Raw genomic sequence first — 15,918 nt, forward strand, 5'->3', positions numbered from 1 at the left:
TTTCACCATTGCCCCCGACGATATAGAAGATTTACGATCCGGTCTCCATCGTCCAACCGCCCCCTCGGGACGAACATCGGAGGCAACATGTGTGACGCACCGGAGACAGCCGGCCTGAGCCACCTACCGGCCCGACGCCGCACCCTCCTCACGGCGCTCGGCGTCGGCGTGGGGATCGGGGTCGTCGGCCTGCCCAGCCCCGCGATGGCCGCCGTCGCCGGCTGGAGCAACCCGACTCGCGGCACGCTGACCTCCGGCTACAAGAGCCCCAGCCGGCCCGGTCACCTGGGCTGGGACGTGGCCAACAGCCAGGGCACCCCGGTCTACGCCACGGCCGCCGGGACCGTCCGGGACATCAAGACCAACTCGTACCCGGGTGACACCGCGAGCGGTCCGCTGGGCGGCCGCACCGGCAACAGCGTCCACATCAACCACGCCGACGGCTACTTCTCCTACTACGGCCACCTGCACCGGGTGCTGGTCAGCGCCGGCCAGCAGGTCAGCTGCGGCCAGTTGGTCGGCCTGATGGGCACCACCGGCAACTCGACCGGCCCGCACCTGCACTTCGAGATCCACAACCCCCGGCTGACCTCGATGGACCCCCGGGTCTTCCTGGCCAACCGGGGCATCACCCTCGGCTCCACGGCCCCGGTGGGCAGCACCGGCTACCCGAGCGTCGGCCAGGGCGCCTCGGGCTGGGTGCCCCGGGTGATCCAGTACCTGGTGCGGGCGCGCGGCGTCTCCGTCGTGGTGGACGGGGTCTACGGGCCGGGCTGCGCCGCTTCGGTCAGGTCGTTCCAGAGCGGCCGGGGCCTCTACGCCGACGGCATGGTCGGCCCGATCACCTGGACCGCGCTCGTGCTGCCCCTGCGGGAGGGCAACTCCGGTGACCTGGTGCGCGGCCTCCAGACCGCGCTCAACGCCCGGGGAGCGAGCCTCCTCGTCGACGGCGGCTTCGGTGCGGTCACCACCAGCGCGGTACGCAGCTTCCAGAGCCGCAACGGCCTCGTCGTCGACGGTCTCGTCGGCCCGGTGACCTGGAGCGTGCTCATCTGAGCGGGCCCGTCAGAGCCAGCCGTTGTCCCGGGCGGTGCGGAACGCCTCCGCCCGGTTGGCCACCCCGAGCTTGCTGACCGCCGCGGAGAGGTGGTTGCGGACCGTGCCCGCCGACAGGTGGGTACGCCGGGCCACCTCCGCCACCGGCGTGTCGTACTCGGCCAGCCGCAGCACGTCCAGCTCGCGCGGCGTGAGCGGGCACTCGGGCGCGGTGAGCGCGTCGGCGGCCAGCGCCGGATCGACGTACCGGCCGCCGGCGTGCACGCGGCGGATGACGTCGGCGAGCGTCCCGCCCGGCGCGCCCTTGGGCAGGAACCCCTTGGCCCCGGCCGCCAGCGCGCGTTGCAGGTGCGGCGGCCGGCCGTGCCCGGTCAGGATCACCACCTTGCAGGCGGGCAGGACGCGCGCCAGCTCCGCCGTCACCTCCAGCCCGTCCAGGGCCGGCATCTGGAGGTCCACCACGGCGACGTCCGGCCGGTGGGCGAGCGCGGCGGTCACGGCGGCCCGCCCGTCCGGCGCCTCGGTCACCACCTCCAGGTCGGACTCCAGACCGAGCAGGGCGGCCAGCGCCGCCCGGATCAGGTCCTCGTCGTCGGCGAGCAGCACCCTGATCACGGGCGGGTCCGTACCGTCACGTCGAGGCGGAACACCCCGTCGTCGATCCGGTGGCGCAGGGTCCCCCCGGCCTCGGCCAGCCGCTCGGCCAGCCCGCGCAGTCCGAAGCTGTGCCGGTCCGGCGACGCCCCCTCGGCGCCGTCGTTCGTCATTGTCATCCGTACCTCGTCCTCGTCCTGGCTGATCTCGATGGTGCACCAGGTGGCCCGGCTGTGCCGCAACACGTTGGTGCTGGCCTCCCGCAGCACCGCGACAAGCTGCCGGGCGATCTCCGACGGTACGTCGTCCGGCGGCAGCGCGACCGCGCAGCGGATGCCGGAGGAACGCAGCACCTGCTCCACCGCGGCGATCTGGTCCCCGAGGTCCACCGCACGGTACCCGTGCACCACCTCGCGCAGCTCGACCAGCGCCGACGCGGCCAGCCGCTGCACCTCGGCGGCCTCCCGGCTGGCGCGCCCGGCGTCCGTCGCCGCCAGCCGGGACGCCAGCTCGGCCTTGAGCGCGATGACCGAGAGGCTGTGCCCGAGCAGGTCGTGCACGTCGCGGGCGAAGCGCAGCCGCTCCTCGGTGGCCGCGAGCCGCCCCTGGGCGGCCCGTCCCCGCTGTGCCTGGACGAGCAGCCCCCACAGCCAGAGCTGGAGGGCGTTCCACGCGGCCATGGAGAGGCCGGCTACCAGCACGATGGTGACCTGGCCGCGGACCGGGGCCCCGTTCCAGGCCGCCACCCCGGCGGCCGTCGCCACGGACAGCAGCACCGCCGGGCCGGCGGCCCACCACTGCCGCAGCAGGGACACCGAGCCGATCACCGACGCCCCCAGGAATCCCCAGGTCGCCCACTCCGGCCCGCCCACGGGCCCGACCAGCGGTACGGAGAGCACGGCGGCGCAGACGAACCCGGCGAGCAGTCGGCGCCGCGTCGACTCGGCCAGCCACGGGGTGATCGCCCCGTACAGCGCTCCGCTCTGCGCGGCGACGAACAGGACGACGCCCACCGCCCCGGCCGCCGCCCAGCGGGGATCCTCCTCCCGCGACAGTCCGACGGCGGCCAGCAGCAACGTGCCCAGGACGCCGCTGCCGACGGTGCTCAACGTGACGGCACGGGCGCGGCGCAGGCCGACGTCACGCTCGACCTGCGCCCGCTCCATGCTCACGCTCCCGATGCCAGGTGGCGCGATGACCTCGATCATCCGTGCCGGGGCTCCCATCGGAAGTACCGGGCGGCCGTGAACAGCGACACCGCCAGCCAGACCAGCAGCACCCCGAAGGAGGGCAGCGTCTCGACCAGCGTCCCGGCGAAGCTCAGGGCCTGGCCCTCGTCGGTGCGGGCGAGCCAGCCGACGCGCATGATCTCGGTGAACGGCCCCATGGGCAGGAACCAGAGGATCCGTTCCAGCGACTCCGGCAGCGCGCCGAGCGGCAGCAGCGCACCCGGCGTGGCCAGGAAGATCACCAGGGTCGGCAGGGTGGTCAGCATGGCCGCCTCGGAGCTGCGGGTGATCGCGGAGAGCGCCGCCGAGAAGGCCGCCATGATCGCGGACCCGATCAGCAACGCCAGCGCCATGACCAGCGGGTTCTTCGGCATCGGCAGGCCCAGCACCAGGAGGGCGTAACCGACCAGCACGACGAACTGGGCGAGGAAGATCGCCACGGTGCTGCTGGCCGTGCCGAGCAGGATGGTGCGGTCCGAGGCGAGCCCCGCCCGCAGCCGCTTGAGCACCAACTCCTGGCGGCGCGACGCGTACACGGTGGTCAGGTGGTGGTGCACCAGGAAGACCATGATCAGGGTGGTGATGCTGACGACCCGGCGGACGCCGGCCACCGCCTCGCCCCCGTACTCGCTGATGAGCAGGATGGCGATCATCAGCGGGGTCACCACGGACATGGCGGTGGCCGTCCAGTTGCGACGCAGCGCCAGCAGCTCCATCTTGAGCATCGCGGCCATCTGCCAGAGCGGCCTGGTCGCCCGGTCGCGCGGGGTGGCGGTGGTGGTGGGGCTCTGCGTCGTCATCGTCCCGCTCATCGGGCGGCCTCCGGTTCCGCGTGCTGGTCGGTCTGGTCGTGGTCGGCGGCGATGTCCAGGAAGACATCCTCCAGGGTGGCAGGTCGGGCCGACAGGGAAGCCAGTCGGATGTCGCCCGCGTTGGCCCATTCGAGCAGCCGGGTGAGGTCGCTCTGGAGTTGGCGGGACTCGTACGTGACCCGGTCGCCCTCGACCATGCGGGCGGCGTGCGGCAGGTCGGGAAGGGCGTCCGTCGCCGGCAGCCGGAAGCTGATCCGGGCGGGCAGGGTGCGTACGACGTCCTCCGGGGCGCCCGTGGCGACGATGCTCCCGCCCCGCATGATGGCCACCCGGTCGGCGAGGACCTCCGCCTCCTCCAGGTAGTGCGTGGTGAGTAGGACGGTGGTCCCACCCTTCTGGAGCTCGCGGACGACGTCCCAGGTGCGGCGCCGGGAGGCCGGGTCCATGCCCGTGGTCGGCTCGTCGAGGAAGAGCACCTCCGGGCGGCCGAGCACGGCCAGCGCCAGCTCCAGCCGCCGGCCCTCGCCGCCGGAGAGCTGCTCGACCGCCACGTTCATCCGGTCGCCGAGGTCGACCAGGTCCAGCACCTCCGCGGTGGTCTGCGGCCGGACGGTGAGGGAGCGCCAGATCTCCACCGTCTCCCGGACGGTCAGCGCACCGGTGAACCCGCCGTGCTGGAGCATCACCCCCGTCCGGGGACGCAGCGCGGCCCGCTCCCGCACCGGATCCAGCCCGAGCACCCGGACCCGGCCGGAGGTGGCCGGTTGCAGTCCCTCCAGGACCTCGATGGTGGTGGTCTTGCCGGCACCGTTGGTGCCCAGCAGGGCGAACAGCTCGCCTCGTTGGATCCGCAGCGAGATCCCCCGCACCGCCTCGAACTCCCCGTAGCTGCGCCGCAGCCCGTCCACTTCGATCACGACGTCATCCATGCTTCACAGGCTGCCGTCGACCGGCGACAGAACCAACCCCCGCCGCGTCACGTTCCGACCGTGTCGTACGCATGCCTCACCCGTGCGTCCGCCACGTGCGCGACGCCCGCCCCCGGCGGCTCACCCGGTGGTGGCGACGAACGGCGGCACGTCCACCGGGAGTTCCGGCAGTACCCCCGCGAGAGCCTGGACCTTCGACCACGTCATGGTCACCTGGTCGAGGTCCCCCTCCCCCAGCGGGACGCCCAGCTCGCCGAACGCCTGGGCCAGCCGCTCCCGCCGGACGGGGTCGACCCCGTCGGCGGGCGCCTCCGGGGCGCAGACCGCCGCGAGGTCCGTCACGACCTCCAGCTTCGGCTCGCGCTCGTGCCAGCCCGTACGCCGCTGGTAGACGTCGGCGACGGCGGCCAGCTCGAAGTCGCGGCCGGGGGCGGCGGCCAGTTGCAGCGACAGCGGCAACCCGTCGCCGTCGGCCCCCATCGGCAGCGCCAGCGCGGGGAAGCCGACCGCGCTCCAGATGCTGGGCAGGAAGGAGATCGTCTGGAGGCTGGCCTGGTCGTCGTAGCGGGGGGCGGCGGACGGCCAGGCGGGCGTGGCGATGACGTCGACGTCCCGCAACCGCGCCCGCAGGGCCTCGGCGCCCCACCCACGCACCCGCTGGGCCCGCAGGTACGTCTCCGCCGGGAGCACGCCGCCGAGCGCGACGTTCCACCGGAACGGCCGGCCGTAGTCGTTCCAGCGCGCCCGGAACTGCGCCCCGTGCACCTCGAACGCCTCCACCAGCATCGTCACGAGCTGCGCGGCGAAGAGCGGGAACGCCTCGTCGAGGGGCACGTCGACGACCTCCGCCCCGGCGGCCTGCAGCTCGTCGAGCGCGGCGTCGAAGGCGGCGGCGGTGTCGTCGGTCAGCGCGGCGGCGTACCGCACGAGGTCCCCCGGGACGCCGACACGGACGCCCGCGAGGTCGGCGAGCGCCGGCCGGGACAGCTCCGCGGGCCGGTCCGCCATCACGGCGAGCAGCCGCGCGCACTCCCGGGCCGTACGGGCCAGCGGACCCGCCGTCTCGACCGACCGCGCCAGCGGGCGGACACCCGCCGCCGGCAGGAGGCCCTGCGTCGGCTTCAGCCCGGTCACGCCGCACAGCGCGGCCGGGATCCGGATGCTGCCGTTGCTGTCGGTGCCGACACCCGCGTCGAAGAACCCGGCGGGGATGCCGTTGGCGCTGCCGCAGCTCGACCCGCCGGTCCACCGGTGGGGGTCCCACGGGTTGCGCGGCACCGGGAAGGACGCGTCCGGGTCCGGCCGGGACAGCGCGTGCTCCGCCATCGTGGTCTTGCCCACGATCACCGCGCCCGCCGCGCGCAGCCGTGCCACCACGGTCGCGTCGCGGTCGGCCCACCAGCCCGCGTCGTGCACGACGCTCTGGCAGGTGCTCGGCGCGCCGGCGACGGCGACGACGTCCTTGACGCCGATCAGCGTGCCGCGCAGCGGCCCGTCCGTGCCGGGGTCGTCGACAGGGAAGCGGTGCAGGAAGGTGCCGAGCATCGGCCCGAGCCGGTCGGCCCGCTCGGCTGCGGCGGCGAGGCGGTCCATGTCAGCTCACCACCTGGTGATCGGGCCGGCCGGTCGCGACGGTTCGCGGGGCGGCGGAATTGACGGGCCGATTACCGGCCAATTCCCGTTCGGTGCCCGTCACAGTTTCCCGAAAGAAGTCGGTGTGTGGAAAGGCGAACAACTCGGCCGTGGCGTCGTCACGACCCATGACATCCGTTCCCGCGTCGACGGTCGACGAATGACCGTCACCGTTCCGCCTCTGACGTGTCACGAACACCTCCCCGCACGGGCCACGGAATGCGCAGCCCAGGACCACGACAGGTCCGACGATGGCGGGTACGGCCATCGCGGGGTAACCCCTACGGTCACCCCTCACCACCCCGGAATAAGGCGCCTCGGACGCCAATTCTCGCGGCGGCGGCCCCGGAATTCCTGGCTCCCCGCTCCCTAGCGCTGCTAAATACTATTCGCATACCCGCACCGATCTAAATGGGGAAATCAATGAGCAACGCAATCGCGAACCTCGTGGCCACACCCACGCCCGGTGCGGTGGACCCACAGGCGATCGACGTGGCGGACGTGCACAAGAGCTACGGCGACGTGCGCGCCGTCAACGGCATCGACCTGCGGATCGCTCCCGGCGAGGTGGTCGCGTTGCTCGGGCCCAACGGTGCGGGTAAGTCCACGCTCGTCGACATGATCCTGGGGCTCACCCGCCCCGACCGTGGCGAGATCCGCGTCTTCGGGCACACCCCCCGGGAGGCCATCACCCGGGGCGTCATCGGGGCGACGCTCCAGGACGGCGCCCTGCTCGACGACGTGTCGATCCGCGAGCTGCTCACGATGGTGGCGTCGCTGCACACCGCCCCCCTGCCGATCGCCGAGGTGCTGCGCCGCACCGACCTCACCGACGTCGCCGACCGCCGCAGCCGGCTCTCCGGCGGTCAGCGCCAGCGGCTGCGGCTGGCCATGACCCTCGTGTCCGACCCGAAGCTGCTGGTGCTGGACGAGCCGACGGTGGCGATGGACGTCGAGTCCCGCCACGTGTTCTGGGCCGCCATGCGGGAGTTCACTGACTCCGGACGCACCGTGGTGTTCGCCTCCCACTACATGGAGGAGGCCGAGGAGTTCGCCGACCGGGTGGTGCTCGTACAGGCCGGGAAGATCATCGCCGACGGCACGGTCACGGAGATCCGCTCCGTGGTGGCGGGCCGCTCGCTGTCGGCCACCGTCCCGGACGCGACGGTCGAGCAGCTGCGCCTGCTGCCCGGCGTGATGACCGCCGAGGCCCGTGGCCAGCGCGTCGAGATCGTCAGTTCCGACTCCGACGCCACCGCCCGCGAGTTGTTCGCGCGCTTCCCCCAGGCGTACGACGTCGAGATCGGCGCCCTCGGCCTGGAACAGGCGTTCCTGGCCCTCACCGCGACGAAGGGCGGGGCCGCCTGATGAGCGCCGGCTTCCTCAAGCTCGAAGTGAAGCGGGTGCTCCGGGCCCGCAAGTTCTGGATCGTCGCGTTCCTGTTCCCGACGCTGCTCTACCTGATGCAGGCCAACCTGTTCGACATGATGCAGGCCAACCTGGCCGGCGGAGGCGCCGGCATCAACTTCAGTGAGCACCTGCTCGGCAGTCTCGCCGCCTTCGGGGCGCTCTTCGTCGCGCTGAACGTCGGCACCAGGGTGGCGATCGAGCGGTCCACCGGATGGCAGCGCCAACTGCGCATCACCCCCCTGTCCCCGACCTCCTACCTGGCGGCGAAGCTGACCGCGGCGATGGTGGTGGCGCTACCGGCGATCACGGCGGTGGCGCTCACCGGCGCGCTGCTGGAGGGCGTCCGGCTGCCGGTGGGCGGCTGGCTCCAACTGGTGCTCGGGGTGTGGGTCGGCACGCTGCCGTTCGCGCTGCTGGGCGTCTTCATCGGCCAGGTCGCCACGGCCGAGAGCGTGCAGGTGCTCACCTCCGTCTCGCACATGCTGCTCGGCGTGCTCGGCGGCGCGCTGGTCCCGTCGGTCGCGTTCCCCGACTGGATGCAGACGGCGTCCGCGATCATGCCGAGCCACTGGCTGGCCGAAATCGGGCACAGCCCGTTCGAGGACACCGCCCGGCTCGGGCTCGCCGCCGTGGTGCTCGCGGGCTGGACCGTCGTGCTCGGCGGCGCCGTGATCCTGCGGTACCTGAAGGACAGCGCCCGCGTCTGAGCGCCCGCGACCGGGAGCGCACGGGCCGCACCCCCTGAACGACGAACGTACGCACCGCTACGACGAGGGATCCCATCGTGAAGAAGAACTCCTGGCAGATACTGCGCAAGGGCGGGCCGGGCGGCCTCACGCTCACCGTCGACTTCACCAGCACCGGCCGCACCCAGGCGTGCTTCCGCGACCTGGTGCCCCTGTTGAGCGCGCCCGGCGAGATCTGGGAGACCGTGGCACCCGCCTCCGGCGCCGAGGACACCATGTCCGGCGCCGACTACGTCGAGCGGTGGGCGAAGGGCGTACGCCGGCGGGAACGCACCGTCGACACCGTGATCGGCTACTGCGTGGGCGCGGTGTTCGCCGCCCCCCTCGCGTCCCGGCTGGCCGAGTCGCAGGACGAGGCGCCGAGGCTGGTCCTGCTGGACCCGGAGCTGCCGAACATCGTCGGGCTGTACCGGGACTTCCACGCCGCCGCGGACGCGCTGCGGACCATCCTCACCCCCGAGGAGATCGCGGCGTTCCACGCCGACGGCCAGGCGGTGCAGGAGAAGCACGGGCTCGAGGACCTCACCCTCATCGGTCCCGCGCTCGCCGGGATCTTCTCCGACGCGATCGACGTGGCGGGCCGCCGGCTCGGCCTGGACGACGACGTCCGGGCCGAACTGGGCGGCAGCTTCGCCTCGTTCGTCGGCTACCTGCGGGCGGCGACGGAGATCGACCCCGCCCCGCAGTGGGCGACGGCGACGGCGATCACCTCCGCGCACTCGACCCAGCGCGGGCAGGGCTTCGGGCGCACCATCCCGCTCGCCGTCGACCACGACCAGATGCTGCGTCACCCCGACGTCGCCGCGACGGTCTCCGGCCTGATGACCGGTGCGGACGCCGGTCAGCGGATCGCGGGGTAGCGCGGTGGCACCGGGCCCGGCGGGCGGCGAGCCCGCGCTCTTCACCGACCTGTTCGCGGAACAGGTGCGGCGCACCCCGGACGCCATCGCCGTCATGTGGGGCGAGCACCACAGGACGTACGCCGAGCTGGACGCCGAGGCGAACCGCCTCGCGCACCGGCTGGTGTCGCTCGGCGCGGGCCCGGAGCGGCTCGTGGCGATCGGGATCCGCTCGGCGCACCTGGTGGTCGCCGCCCTCGCCACCCTCAAGGCCGGGGCGGCCTACCTGCCGCTGGACCTCAGCTACCCGCCGCAGCGGCTGGAGCACATGCTCACCGACGCGCGGCCCATGCTGCTGCTGACCACCGGCGACGACCAGCACGCGGTGCCGGCGGCCGACCTGCCGCGGGTCCTGCTCGACGACCCGGACGCGTACGCCGGGCAGCCGGACACCGAGGTCACCGACGCCGACCGGCTCGCCCCGCTGCGGCCCGCCAACGTCGCGTACGTCATCTACACCTCCGGCTCGACCGGCAGCCCGAAGGGCGTGCTGATCGAGCATCGCCAGCTCGGCACGTACCTGCGCCACGTCGTGCGGTCCTACCCGGGCGTACGCGGCCGGGCGCTGCTGCACTCCTCGTTCGCGTTCGACCTGACGGTCACCGCGTTCTACGCGCCGCTGATGACGGGCGGCTGCGTGCACATCGGCGCCCTGGAGGAGATGGGCACGCCCGCCGCCGGACCGGCCGGGCAGCAGCGGCCCACCTTCGTGAAGGTGACGCCGTCGCACATCCCGCTGCTCACCGCGCTGCCGGCCCAGGCGTCCCCGACCGGGGAGCTGATGGCCGGCGGCGAGCTGCTGCTCGGCGAGACCGTCGACGCCTGGCGCCGCCGGCACCCCGGCGCGCGGGTCGTCAACGAGTACGGCCCGACGGAGACGACCGTCGGGTGCAGCACCGTGGTCATCGAGCCCGACCAGCCGGTGCCGCCGGGGCCGCTGCCCATCGGCCAGCCCATGCCCGACGTGCGCTACCACGTGCTGGACGACGAGCTGCGCCCGGTGCGGTCCGGCGAGATCGGCGAGCTGCACATCGCGGGCGGCCAGCTGGCCCGGGGCTACCTGCACCGGCCGGGCCTGACCGCCGAGCGGTTCCTGCCCGACCCGTTCGGCCCGCCCGGCTCGCGCATGTACCGCTCCGGCGACCGGGTCCGGCCCACCGAGGACGGCGAGTACGAGTTCTGCGGGCGGGTCGACAACCAGGCCAAGATCCGCGGCTACCGCATCGAGCTGGGCGAGATCGAGGCGGCACTGCTGCGCCGTCCGGAGGTGCGGCACGCGGCGGCGGTGATCCGTACGGACACGCCGGAGGTCAAGCAGCTCGTCGCGTACGTCGTGCCCGGGGAGGGCGCGAGGATCGACGCGCAGCAGGTGCGCAAGGACCTCGCCGAGACGTTGCCGGAGTACATGGTGCCGAGCGCCGTGGTGAGCCTCCCGGCGCTGCCGCTGACCGTCAACCGCAAGCTCGACACGGCGGCCCTGCCGGCGCCGGAGGTCGCGGCGACTCCGGGTGGGCGGGCGCCGGCCGACGAGTTGCAGGCGCTGCTGTGCGAGCTCTTCGCCACCTACACGGCCGTCTCCTCGATCGGCGTCGACGACGACTTCTTCGTCCGGGGCGGCACCAGCCTCGGCGCCGCCCAACTGGTCAACGAGGCACGCCGGCGCGGGCTCACCCTGTCGCTGCGCGACGTGCTGGAAAACCGGACCGTGGCGCGGCTCGCCGAGGTCTGCGCCGACACCGACCGAGGGGACGAGTGAGCATGAGCATCGCGGCCAGCAGGAAGGAAGCAGCCATGTGGCTGCTCGAGCGGCTGGTGCCGGACACCGGGGTCAACAACGTGGCGGTCGCCTTCGAGGTGGCCGGCCGGATCGACCGCGGGCTGTTCACGGCGGCGCTGCGGGCGGTGCTGGCCCGGCACGAGGTGCTGCGCACCGTGTTCCGCTCCGACGACGCGACGCTGACCCGGGAGGTGCTCGCCGCCGACCAGCTCGACGTGCCCGTGGTGGACATCCCGGCCGGCGACGACGGGATGGACGCCGACCTGACCGCGTTCGCCGCCGAGCCCTTCGAGATCGACGGCCGCCCCCTGCTGCGGGCGGGGATCCGCGCGGGAGCGGACGCCGACGTGTGCTGCGTCGTCGTGCACCACCTGAACTTCGACGCCATGTCGACCACGATCCTGCTCCGCGAACTGCTCGCCGGCTACGAGGCGCTCGCGGCGGGCGGCCGGCCCGACGACGCCCCGCTGGCCGCGCTAGCGGAGCGCGCGCCGAACGAGCGCAGCGTCGCGTACTGGCGCAAGAACCTCGACGGGCTGCGGGCCGCCGAGGCGGGCCTGTGGTGCGCCCTGCCGCCCGTCGGGGCGCCGTCCCTGCGCGCCCGCACCGTCCACCACGAGCTCTCCGCGCCGGCCCGCGCCGTGGTGCGCCGCTTCCAGCGCGAACTGCGCGCCTCCGAGGCTGTCGTGCTGCTCGCGGCGTACTCGGTGCTGCTCGCCCAGCACGGCGCGGGCTCCGACGTGGTCATCGGCACCCCGGTGAACGTGCGCGACCAGCGCAGCATGAACGCCATCGGCTACCACGCGAACCTGGTGCCGCTGCGGGTGCGGGTCGACCCGGACGCCGACTTCCGCGCCGTCGTCAAGCAGACGCGCAGCACCTTCCTGGAGGCGATCAGCCACGCCGACGTGCCGCTGGAGCACGTCTCCCCCGCCGTGCTCGGCGACGCGCCGTCGTCGTGGCGCAGCTCGTTCTTCCGGCACCTGTTCAACTACGTGCCCGGCACCGTCGATGCCTCCGCCACCCTGACCGGGATGCCGGTGCGCCACGTCATGGTGGAGAACGGCTACAGCCGCTTCGACCTGGAGTTCTTCATCATGCCGGGCGAGGACGCGACCACCGTCCGCGCGGCGTTCTGCGTCGACGCCTTCGACGCCGCCGACGTCGGGCTGCTGCTGCAACGGTACGACGCGCTGCTCGTGCGGCTGGGCGACGACCTGGAGCGGCCGGTGGCGCAGCTGTCCCGCCGGGGCGCGGACGACCTCGCCCTGCCGGCGTCGGCGCCGGAGACGGCCACCACGGCGTCCGTGCTGGACGCCGTGCACGCGACGGTCGCCGCGAGCCCGGACCTCGTCGCGGTGCGGGACGGGGCGGACGACGTGTCGTACGGCCGGCTGTGGTCGGCGGCGCTCGCCACCCGGGACCTGGTCGCCGCCTCGGACGGGAGCACGGTCGCGGTGCTGGCGCCGCGCGGCGCGGAGCTGGCCGCCGCGTGGCTCGGCGTGTGGCTGGCGGGCAGGCGCTGCGTCCTGCTCGATCCGACCCAGCCGATCCCCGACCTCGCCGCGCGGCTGGCCGACTCGGGTGCCGCCCCGGTGCTGGCGGCCGAGGGCCTCCCCGTGCCCGGCGCGGTACGCATCCCCGCCATCCCCGCCGCCACCGACGCGGTCCGCACCGACGCGCCGTCCGGTGTCGACCTCGACGCGGTGGCCTACCTGGAGTACGACCTCGACGCGCCCGCCCCGCTCGCGGTGGCCGTCACCCACCGGGCGCTGGCCTGCGCCGTCGCGCGGCTCGCCGAGCGGGTCGCCGCCACCGGGCCGGCCGTCACCGCCTGGCTGGGCAGCGCCGCCACCGACGCGGCGTTGACGGAGCTGCTGGTCGCGCTGACCACCGGCGGCCGGGTCGTCGTCGCCCCCGACCAGGCCCGCGCCGACGGCCACGCGCTCGGCGAGCTGGTCCAGCGGCACGACGTGACCGTGGTGCAGGCGTCGCCGGCGGTGTGGCGCCAGGTGGTCGAGCACGCGGGCGCCCGGCTCGCGGGCCGGGCCGTCCTGGTGGCCCACGAACCGCTCCCCCGCCCGCTCGCCGCGCAGCTGCGCGCCACCGGCTGCACGCCGCACCACGGCTACACCACGCCCGGCGTCGCCGGGTACGCCGCGCTCGACGGCGGACGGGACGGCACCGGTGTCCTCCCGGCGACCCGCGTGTTCGTCACCGAGCCCGGCACCGATCACGAGCTGGGCATCGGCGTACGCGGGGAGCTGTGCGTCGCGGGCGACACGCTGGCCGCCGGCTACCACGGCCGGCCGGAGCTGACCGCCGCCCGGTTCGGCGAGCACCCCACGCACGGGCGGTTCCACCGCACCGGGGATCTCGCGCGACTGCTGCCGGACGGCCGGATCGACGTCGTCGGCCCCCTGTCGGCCCACGTACGCGTCGCCGGCCAGCGGATCCACCTCCGCGACATCGAGTCCGTCCTCGCCGCCCACCCGGACGTGGAGGCGGTCGCCGCCGTCGGGTCCACCGGCGACGCGCAGGACGGCACGGTCGTCGCGTTCGTCGAGTCCCGCAAGCCCGACGTGGCGGAGCGGCTGCGCGAGCACGCCCGTGCCGCCCTGCCGCTCACGCCCGACCTGGTCGTGCTGAACCAGTTGCCGGTCACCGTGGCGGGCACCGTGGACCGCGCGGCCCTCGTCGCGCTCGCGGCGGCGCGGGCGGCGGCCGAGGTCGACCCGCCGGACGAGACGACCGCCGCCCTGGTCGGGATCTGGACCGAGATGCTCGACCGGCCGGGCCTGCACGCGGACTCGAACTTCTTCGCCAGCGGTGGCCACTCGCTGCTGGGCGCCCAGCTCGTGCAGCGGGTGCGGACCGAACTGTCGATGCCGGTACAGCTCGCCGACCTGTTCGCCAACCCGACGCCACGGCAGCTCGCGGAGCACCTGCAGGACGCGTTCTGGGACGACGACGAGGACGACGACTGACCGATCGCTCAACCCCCACACCGTCTCGGACCTCAGCAGAGGAGGCTCGGCGTGACCGTCGACGTCCAGCCCACACGCAGTACAGACCGATCGATCGTCCTGACCCGCGAGGAGAACATCGAGGTCGACACGATCGCCCGCTACCTGGCGGGCCGACCGCCGCGCCTGGTGGACTCGGCCGCCTGGCTCGAAACGGCCCGCGAACTCTCCAGCAACCTGCCCGTACGCCTGCGCCAGATGGTGCGGCGCTTCGCCTGGGATCCCGGGCCCGACGCCGTGCTGCTGGTGCGGAACCTGCCCGTGGACGCCGACGAGCTGCCGTGCACGCCCACGGTGGCCGGCTCGGCGCAGCGCGAGTCCACCGTGCCCGCCGCCGCGCAGGTGCTGCTCGGGCTGCAACTCGGGGAGCTCATCGCCTTCAAGGAGGAGAAGAGCGGCGCGCTGGTGCAGGACGTCGTGCCGGTGCCGGGCATGGAGAAGTTCCAGGGCAACGCGGGCTCGGTGACGCTGTCCATGCACGTGGAGAACGCCTTCCACGTCTACCGTCCGGACTACGTCGGGCTGCACTGCCTGCGCAACGACCACGACAACGTGGCCGGGTTGCAGGTGACGTCGATCCGCAACGCGCTGCCCCTGCTGTCCGAGCAGGTCCGCAAGGTGCTGCACGAGCCACGGTTCGTCACCGAACCGCCGGCGTCGTTCGGCGACCTGCGCAGCGCGCCGGAACCGCACGGCATCCTCAGCGGCAGCCCCGAGGACCCGGACGTCCAGGTCGACTTCCAGAGTTCGTTCCCCCTCGACCCGGAGGCCACGCAGGCGCTGTCGGTGCTCGGCGACGCGCTGCGCACCGTCCGCCGGACGTTCATCCTGGAGCCCGGCGACCTCGCGTTCGTCGACAACCGGCTGGCCCTGCACGGGCGGACCGAGTTCACGCCCCGCTACGACGGCTACGACCGGTGGCTCCAGCGGATCTTCGTGCACCGCGACTTCCGGCGTTCCCGGGCCCTGCGCCCGCACGACGGGAACGTGCTCGACAGCGGCAACTGACGGCCCGACCGAAGGTCGACGAGCTGGCCCGTACGCACGGGCCAGCTCGTCGACGACGGACCGTGGGACGCGGTGGTGACCGGCGCCGGAACGCGGCAGCCGCACCACCGTGTCCGTGCGGTGGCCCCACCACCACTTCCGTGCGGTAGCTCCACCAGCGTGTCCGTGCGATAGCCGCACCGCCGCGTCCGCGCGGTAGCCCCATCAGCGCGTCCATGCGGTGGCCCCACACCGCCGCGTCCGTGCGGTGGCGGCACCAGCGTGTCCGGGGCGCGCCCGGCGGACGCCCGTCCGCCGGCGACGACACCCGCCTGCGCAGGCCCCGTCCGGCGCCGTGCATCCCGACCGGCCCGCATCACCGACCGCGGTGTCAAGCCCCGCGGTCGGGCGTGGCACCATTCGCACCTGACCGATCGGTGCGTGCCCCCACGAGGCCGCCATTCGCCTCCCGGCGCGAAGGTCGACCATTCCGCGCCCCCGGGTCGCCCGCCCCCGGCACATTCACGGGCTGGCGACTCCCGTCAATGCGTCGCACGGAATCGTCGCGCGCGCCGGCGCGCGGCCCTGCCATGGCACGCGGTTCTTTCCACGCCCGGATGTGGGGAACGGTGGCGCCGGGCAGTCGGGCGGCGACGGGAGAGAACGTGTCCCGGTCCACGTCGTTACCGATCCGCACCGGTGCGGGGCGCCGTTCCCGCACCGTGTGTGCGCCGTTCATCGGACCCGGATGACGGTCTCATGCCCCACCACCACCCGACAATGCCTGACCAGCAACTCCACACTGCCAACCCAATGACACC

Annotated in this window: 13 protein-coding genes; 7 read left to right on the forward strand and 6 right to left on the reverse strand. The window is 73.7% G+C overall.

Translation table 11 applies throughout. The features are described 5' to 3' along the window. The first annotated feature begins 87 nt into the window (after positions 1–87). Complete coding sequence (locus tag ABZ573_RS31145) at positions 88–1,056, forward strand: peptidoglycan DD-metalloendopeptidase family protein (RefSeq protein ID WP_151455663.1); 969 nt, start codon at positions 88–90, stop codon at positions 1,054–1,056. A gap of 9 nt (positions 1,057–1,065) precedes the next feature. On the opposite strand, the gene ABZ573_RS31150 is transcribed toward ABZ573_RS31145, so the two are convergent. The 6 genes from ABZ573_RS31150 to ABZ573_RS31175 all read right to left on the reverse strand — a co-directional run bounded on the left by ABZ573_RS31150 (position 1,066) and on the right by ABZ573_RS31175 (position 6,445). After that, positions 1,066–1,671: a response regulator transcription factor gene (locus ABZ573_RS31150; protein ID WP_101411373.1), complete on the reverse strand. Its 606-nt coding sequence runs from the start codon at positions 1,669–1,671 to the stop codon at positions 1,066–1,068. Continuing rightward, entirely contained in the window at positions 1,668–2,816 is a 1,149-nt protein-coding gene (locus ABZ573_RS31155) for a histidine kinase (protein ID WP_132240859.1), read from the reverse strand. Before ABZ573_RS31155 ends, ABZ573_RS31150 begins: the two co-directional genes overlap by 4 nt. A 38-nt stretch (positions 2,817–2,854) precedes the next feature. Beyond that, entirely contained in the window at positions 2,855–3,679 is an 825-nt protein-coding gene (locus ABZ573_RS31160) for an ABC transporter permease (protein ID WP_327030700.1), read from the reverse strand. 8 nt (positions 3,680–3,687) lie between these two features. Then, a complete protein-coding gene (locus tag ABZ573_RS31165; RefSeq protein WP_151455665.1) occupies positions 3,688–4,620 on the reverse strand; it encodes an ABC transporter ATP-binding protein in 933 nt (310 codons plus the stop codon). 120 nt (positions 4,621–4,740) lie between these two features. After that, complete coding sequence (locus ABZ573_RS31170; RefSeq protein ID WP_358122623.1) at positions 4,741–6,213, reverse strand: amidase; 1,473 nt, start codon at positions 6,211–6,213, stop codon at positions 4,741–4,743. A 1-nt stretch (position 6,214) separates the two neighbouring features. Further along, positions 6,215–6,445 (reverse strand): hypothetical protein, encoded by a 231-nt coding sequence (locus ABZ573_RS31175; RefSeq protein WP_151455667.1) that lies wholly within the window; start codon positions 6,443–6,445, stop codon positions 6,215–6,217. A 230-nt stretch (positions 6,446–6,675) separates the two neighbouring features. Here ABZ573_RS31175 and ABZ573_RS31180 point away from each other — a divergent pair, with 230 nt between their 5' ends. The 6 genes from ABZ573_RS31180 (at position 6,676) to ABZ573_RS31205 (ending at position 15,118) form a co-directional block, all read left to right on the forward strand. Beyond that, complete coding sequence (locus tag ABZ573_RS31180; protein ID WP_151455668.1) at positions 6,676–7,620, forward strand: ABC transporter ATP-binding protein; 945 nt, start codon at positions 6,676–6,678, stop codon at positions 7,618–7,620. Beyond that, positions 7,620–8,369, forward strand: coding sequence for an ABC transporter permease (locus ABZ573_RS31185; protein WP_151455669.1), 750 nt, complete (start codon positions 7,620–7,622; stop codon positions 8,367–8,369). Before ABZ573_RS31180 ends, ABZ573_RS31185 begins: the two co-directional genes overlap by 1 nt. A 77-nt stretch (positions 8,370–8,446) precedes the next feature. Continuing rightward, a complete protein-coding gene (locus ABZ573_RS31190; RefSeq protein WP_151455670.1) occupies positions 8,447–9,268 on the forward strand; it encodes a hypothetical protein in 822 nt (273 codons plus the stop codon). A gap of 4 nt (positions 9,269–9,272) precedes the next feature. After that, a complete protein-coding gene (locus tag ABZ573_RS31195; RefSeq protein WP_358122627.1) occupies positions 9,273–11,063 on the forward strand; it encodes a non-ribosomal peptide synthetase in 1,791 nt (596 codons plus the stop codon). Positions 11,064–11,065: 2 nt separating this feature from the next. Then, the gene (locus tag ABZ573_RS31200; protein WP_358122629.1) at positions 11,066–14,071 is read left to right on the forward strand and encodes a condensation domain-containing protein; all 3,006 of its coding nucleotides are present in this window, start codon (positions 11,066–11,068) and stop codon (positions 14,069–14,071) included. A gap of 51 nt (positions 14,072–14,122) precedes the next feature. Further along, positions 14,123–15,118 carry a TauD/TfdA family dioxygenase gene (locus ABZ573_RS31205; protein WP_151457695.1) on the forward strand — a complete coding sequence of 332 codons (996 nt, stop codon included), beginning with the start codon at positions 14,123–14,125 and terminating at the stop codon, positions 15,116–15,118. The last annotated feature ends 800 nt before the right edge of the window (positions 15,119–15,918 follow it).

The organism is Micromonospora sp. NPDC007220 (assembly GCF_040634035.1).
Taxonomy (GTDB): Bacteria; Actinomycetota; Actinomycetes; order Mycobacteriales; family Micromonosporaceae; genus Micromonospora; species Micromonospora reichwaldensis.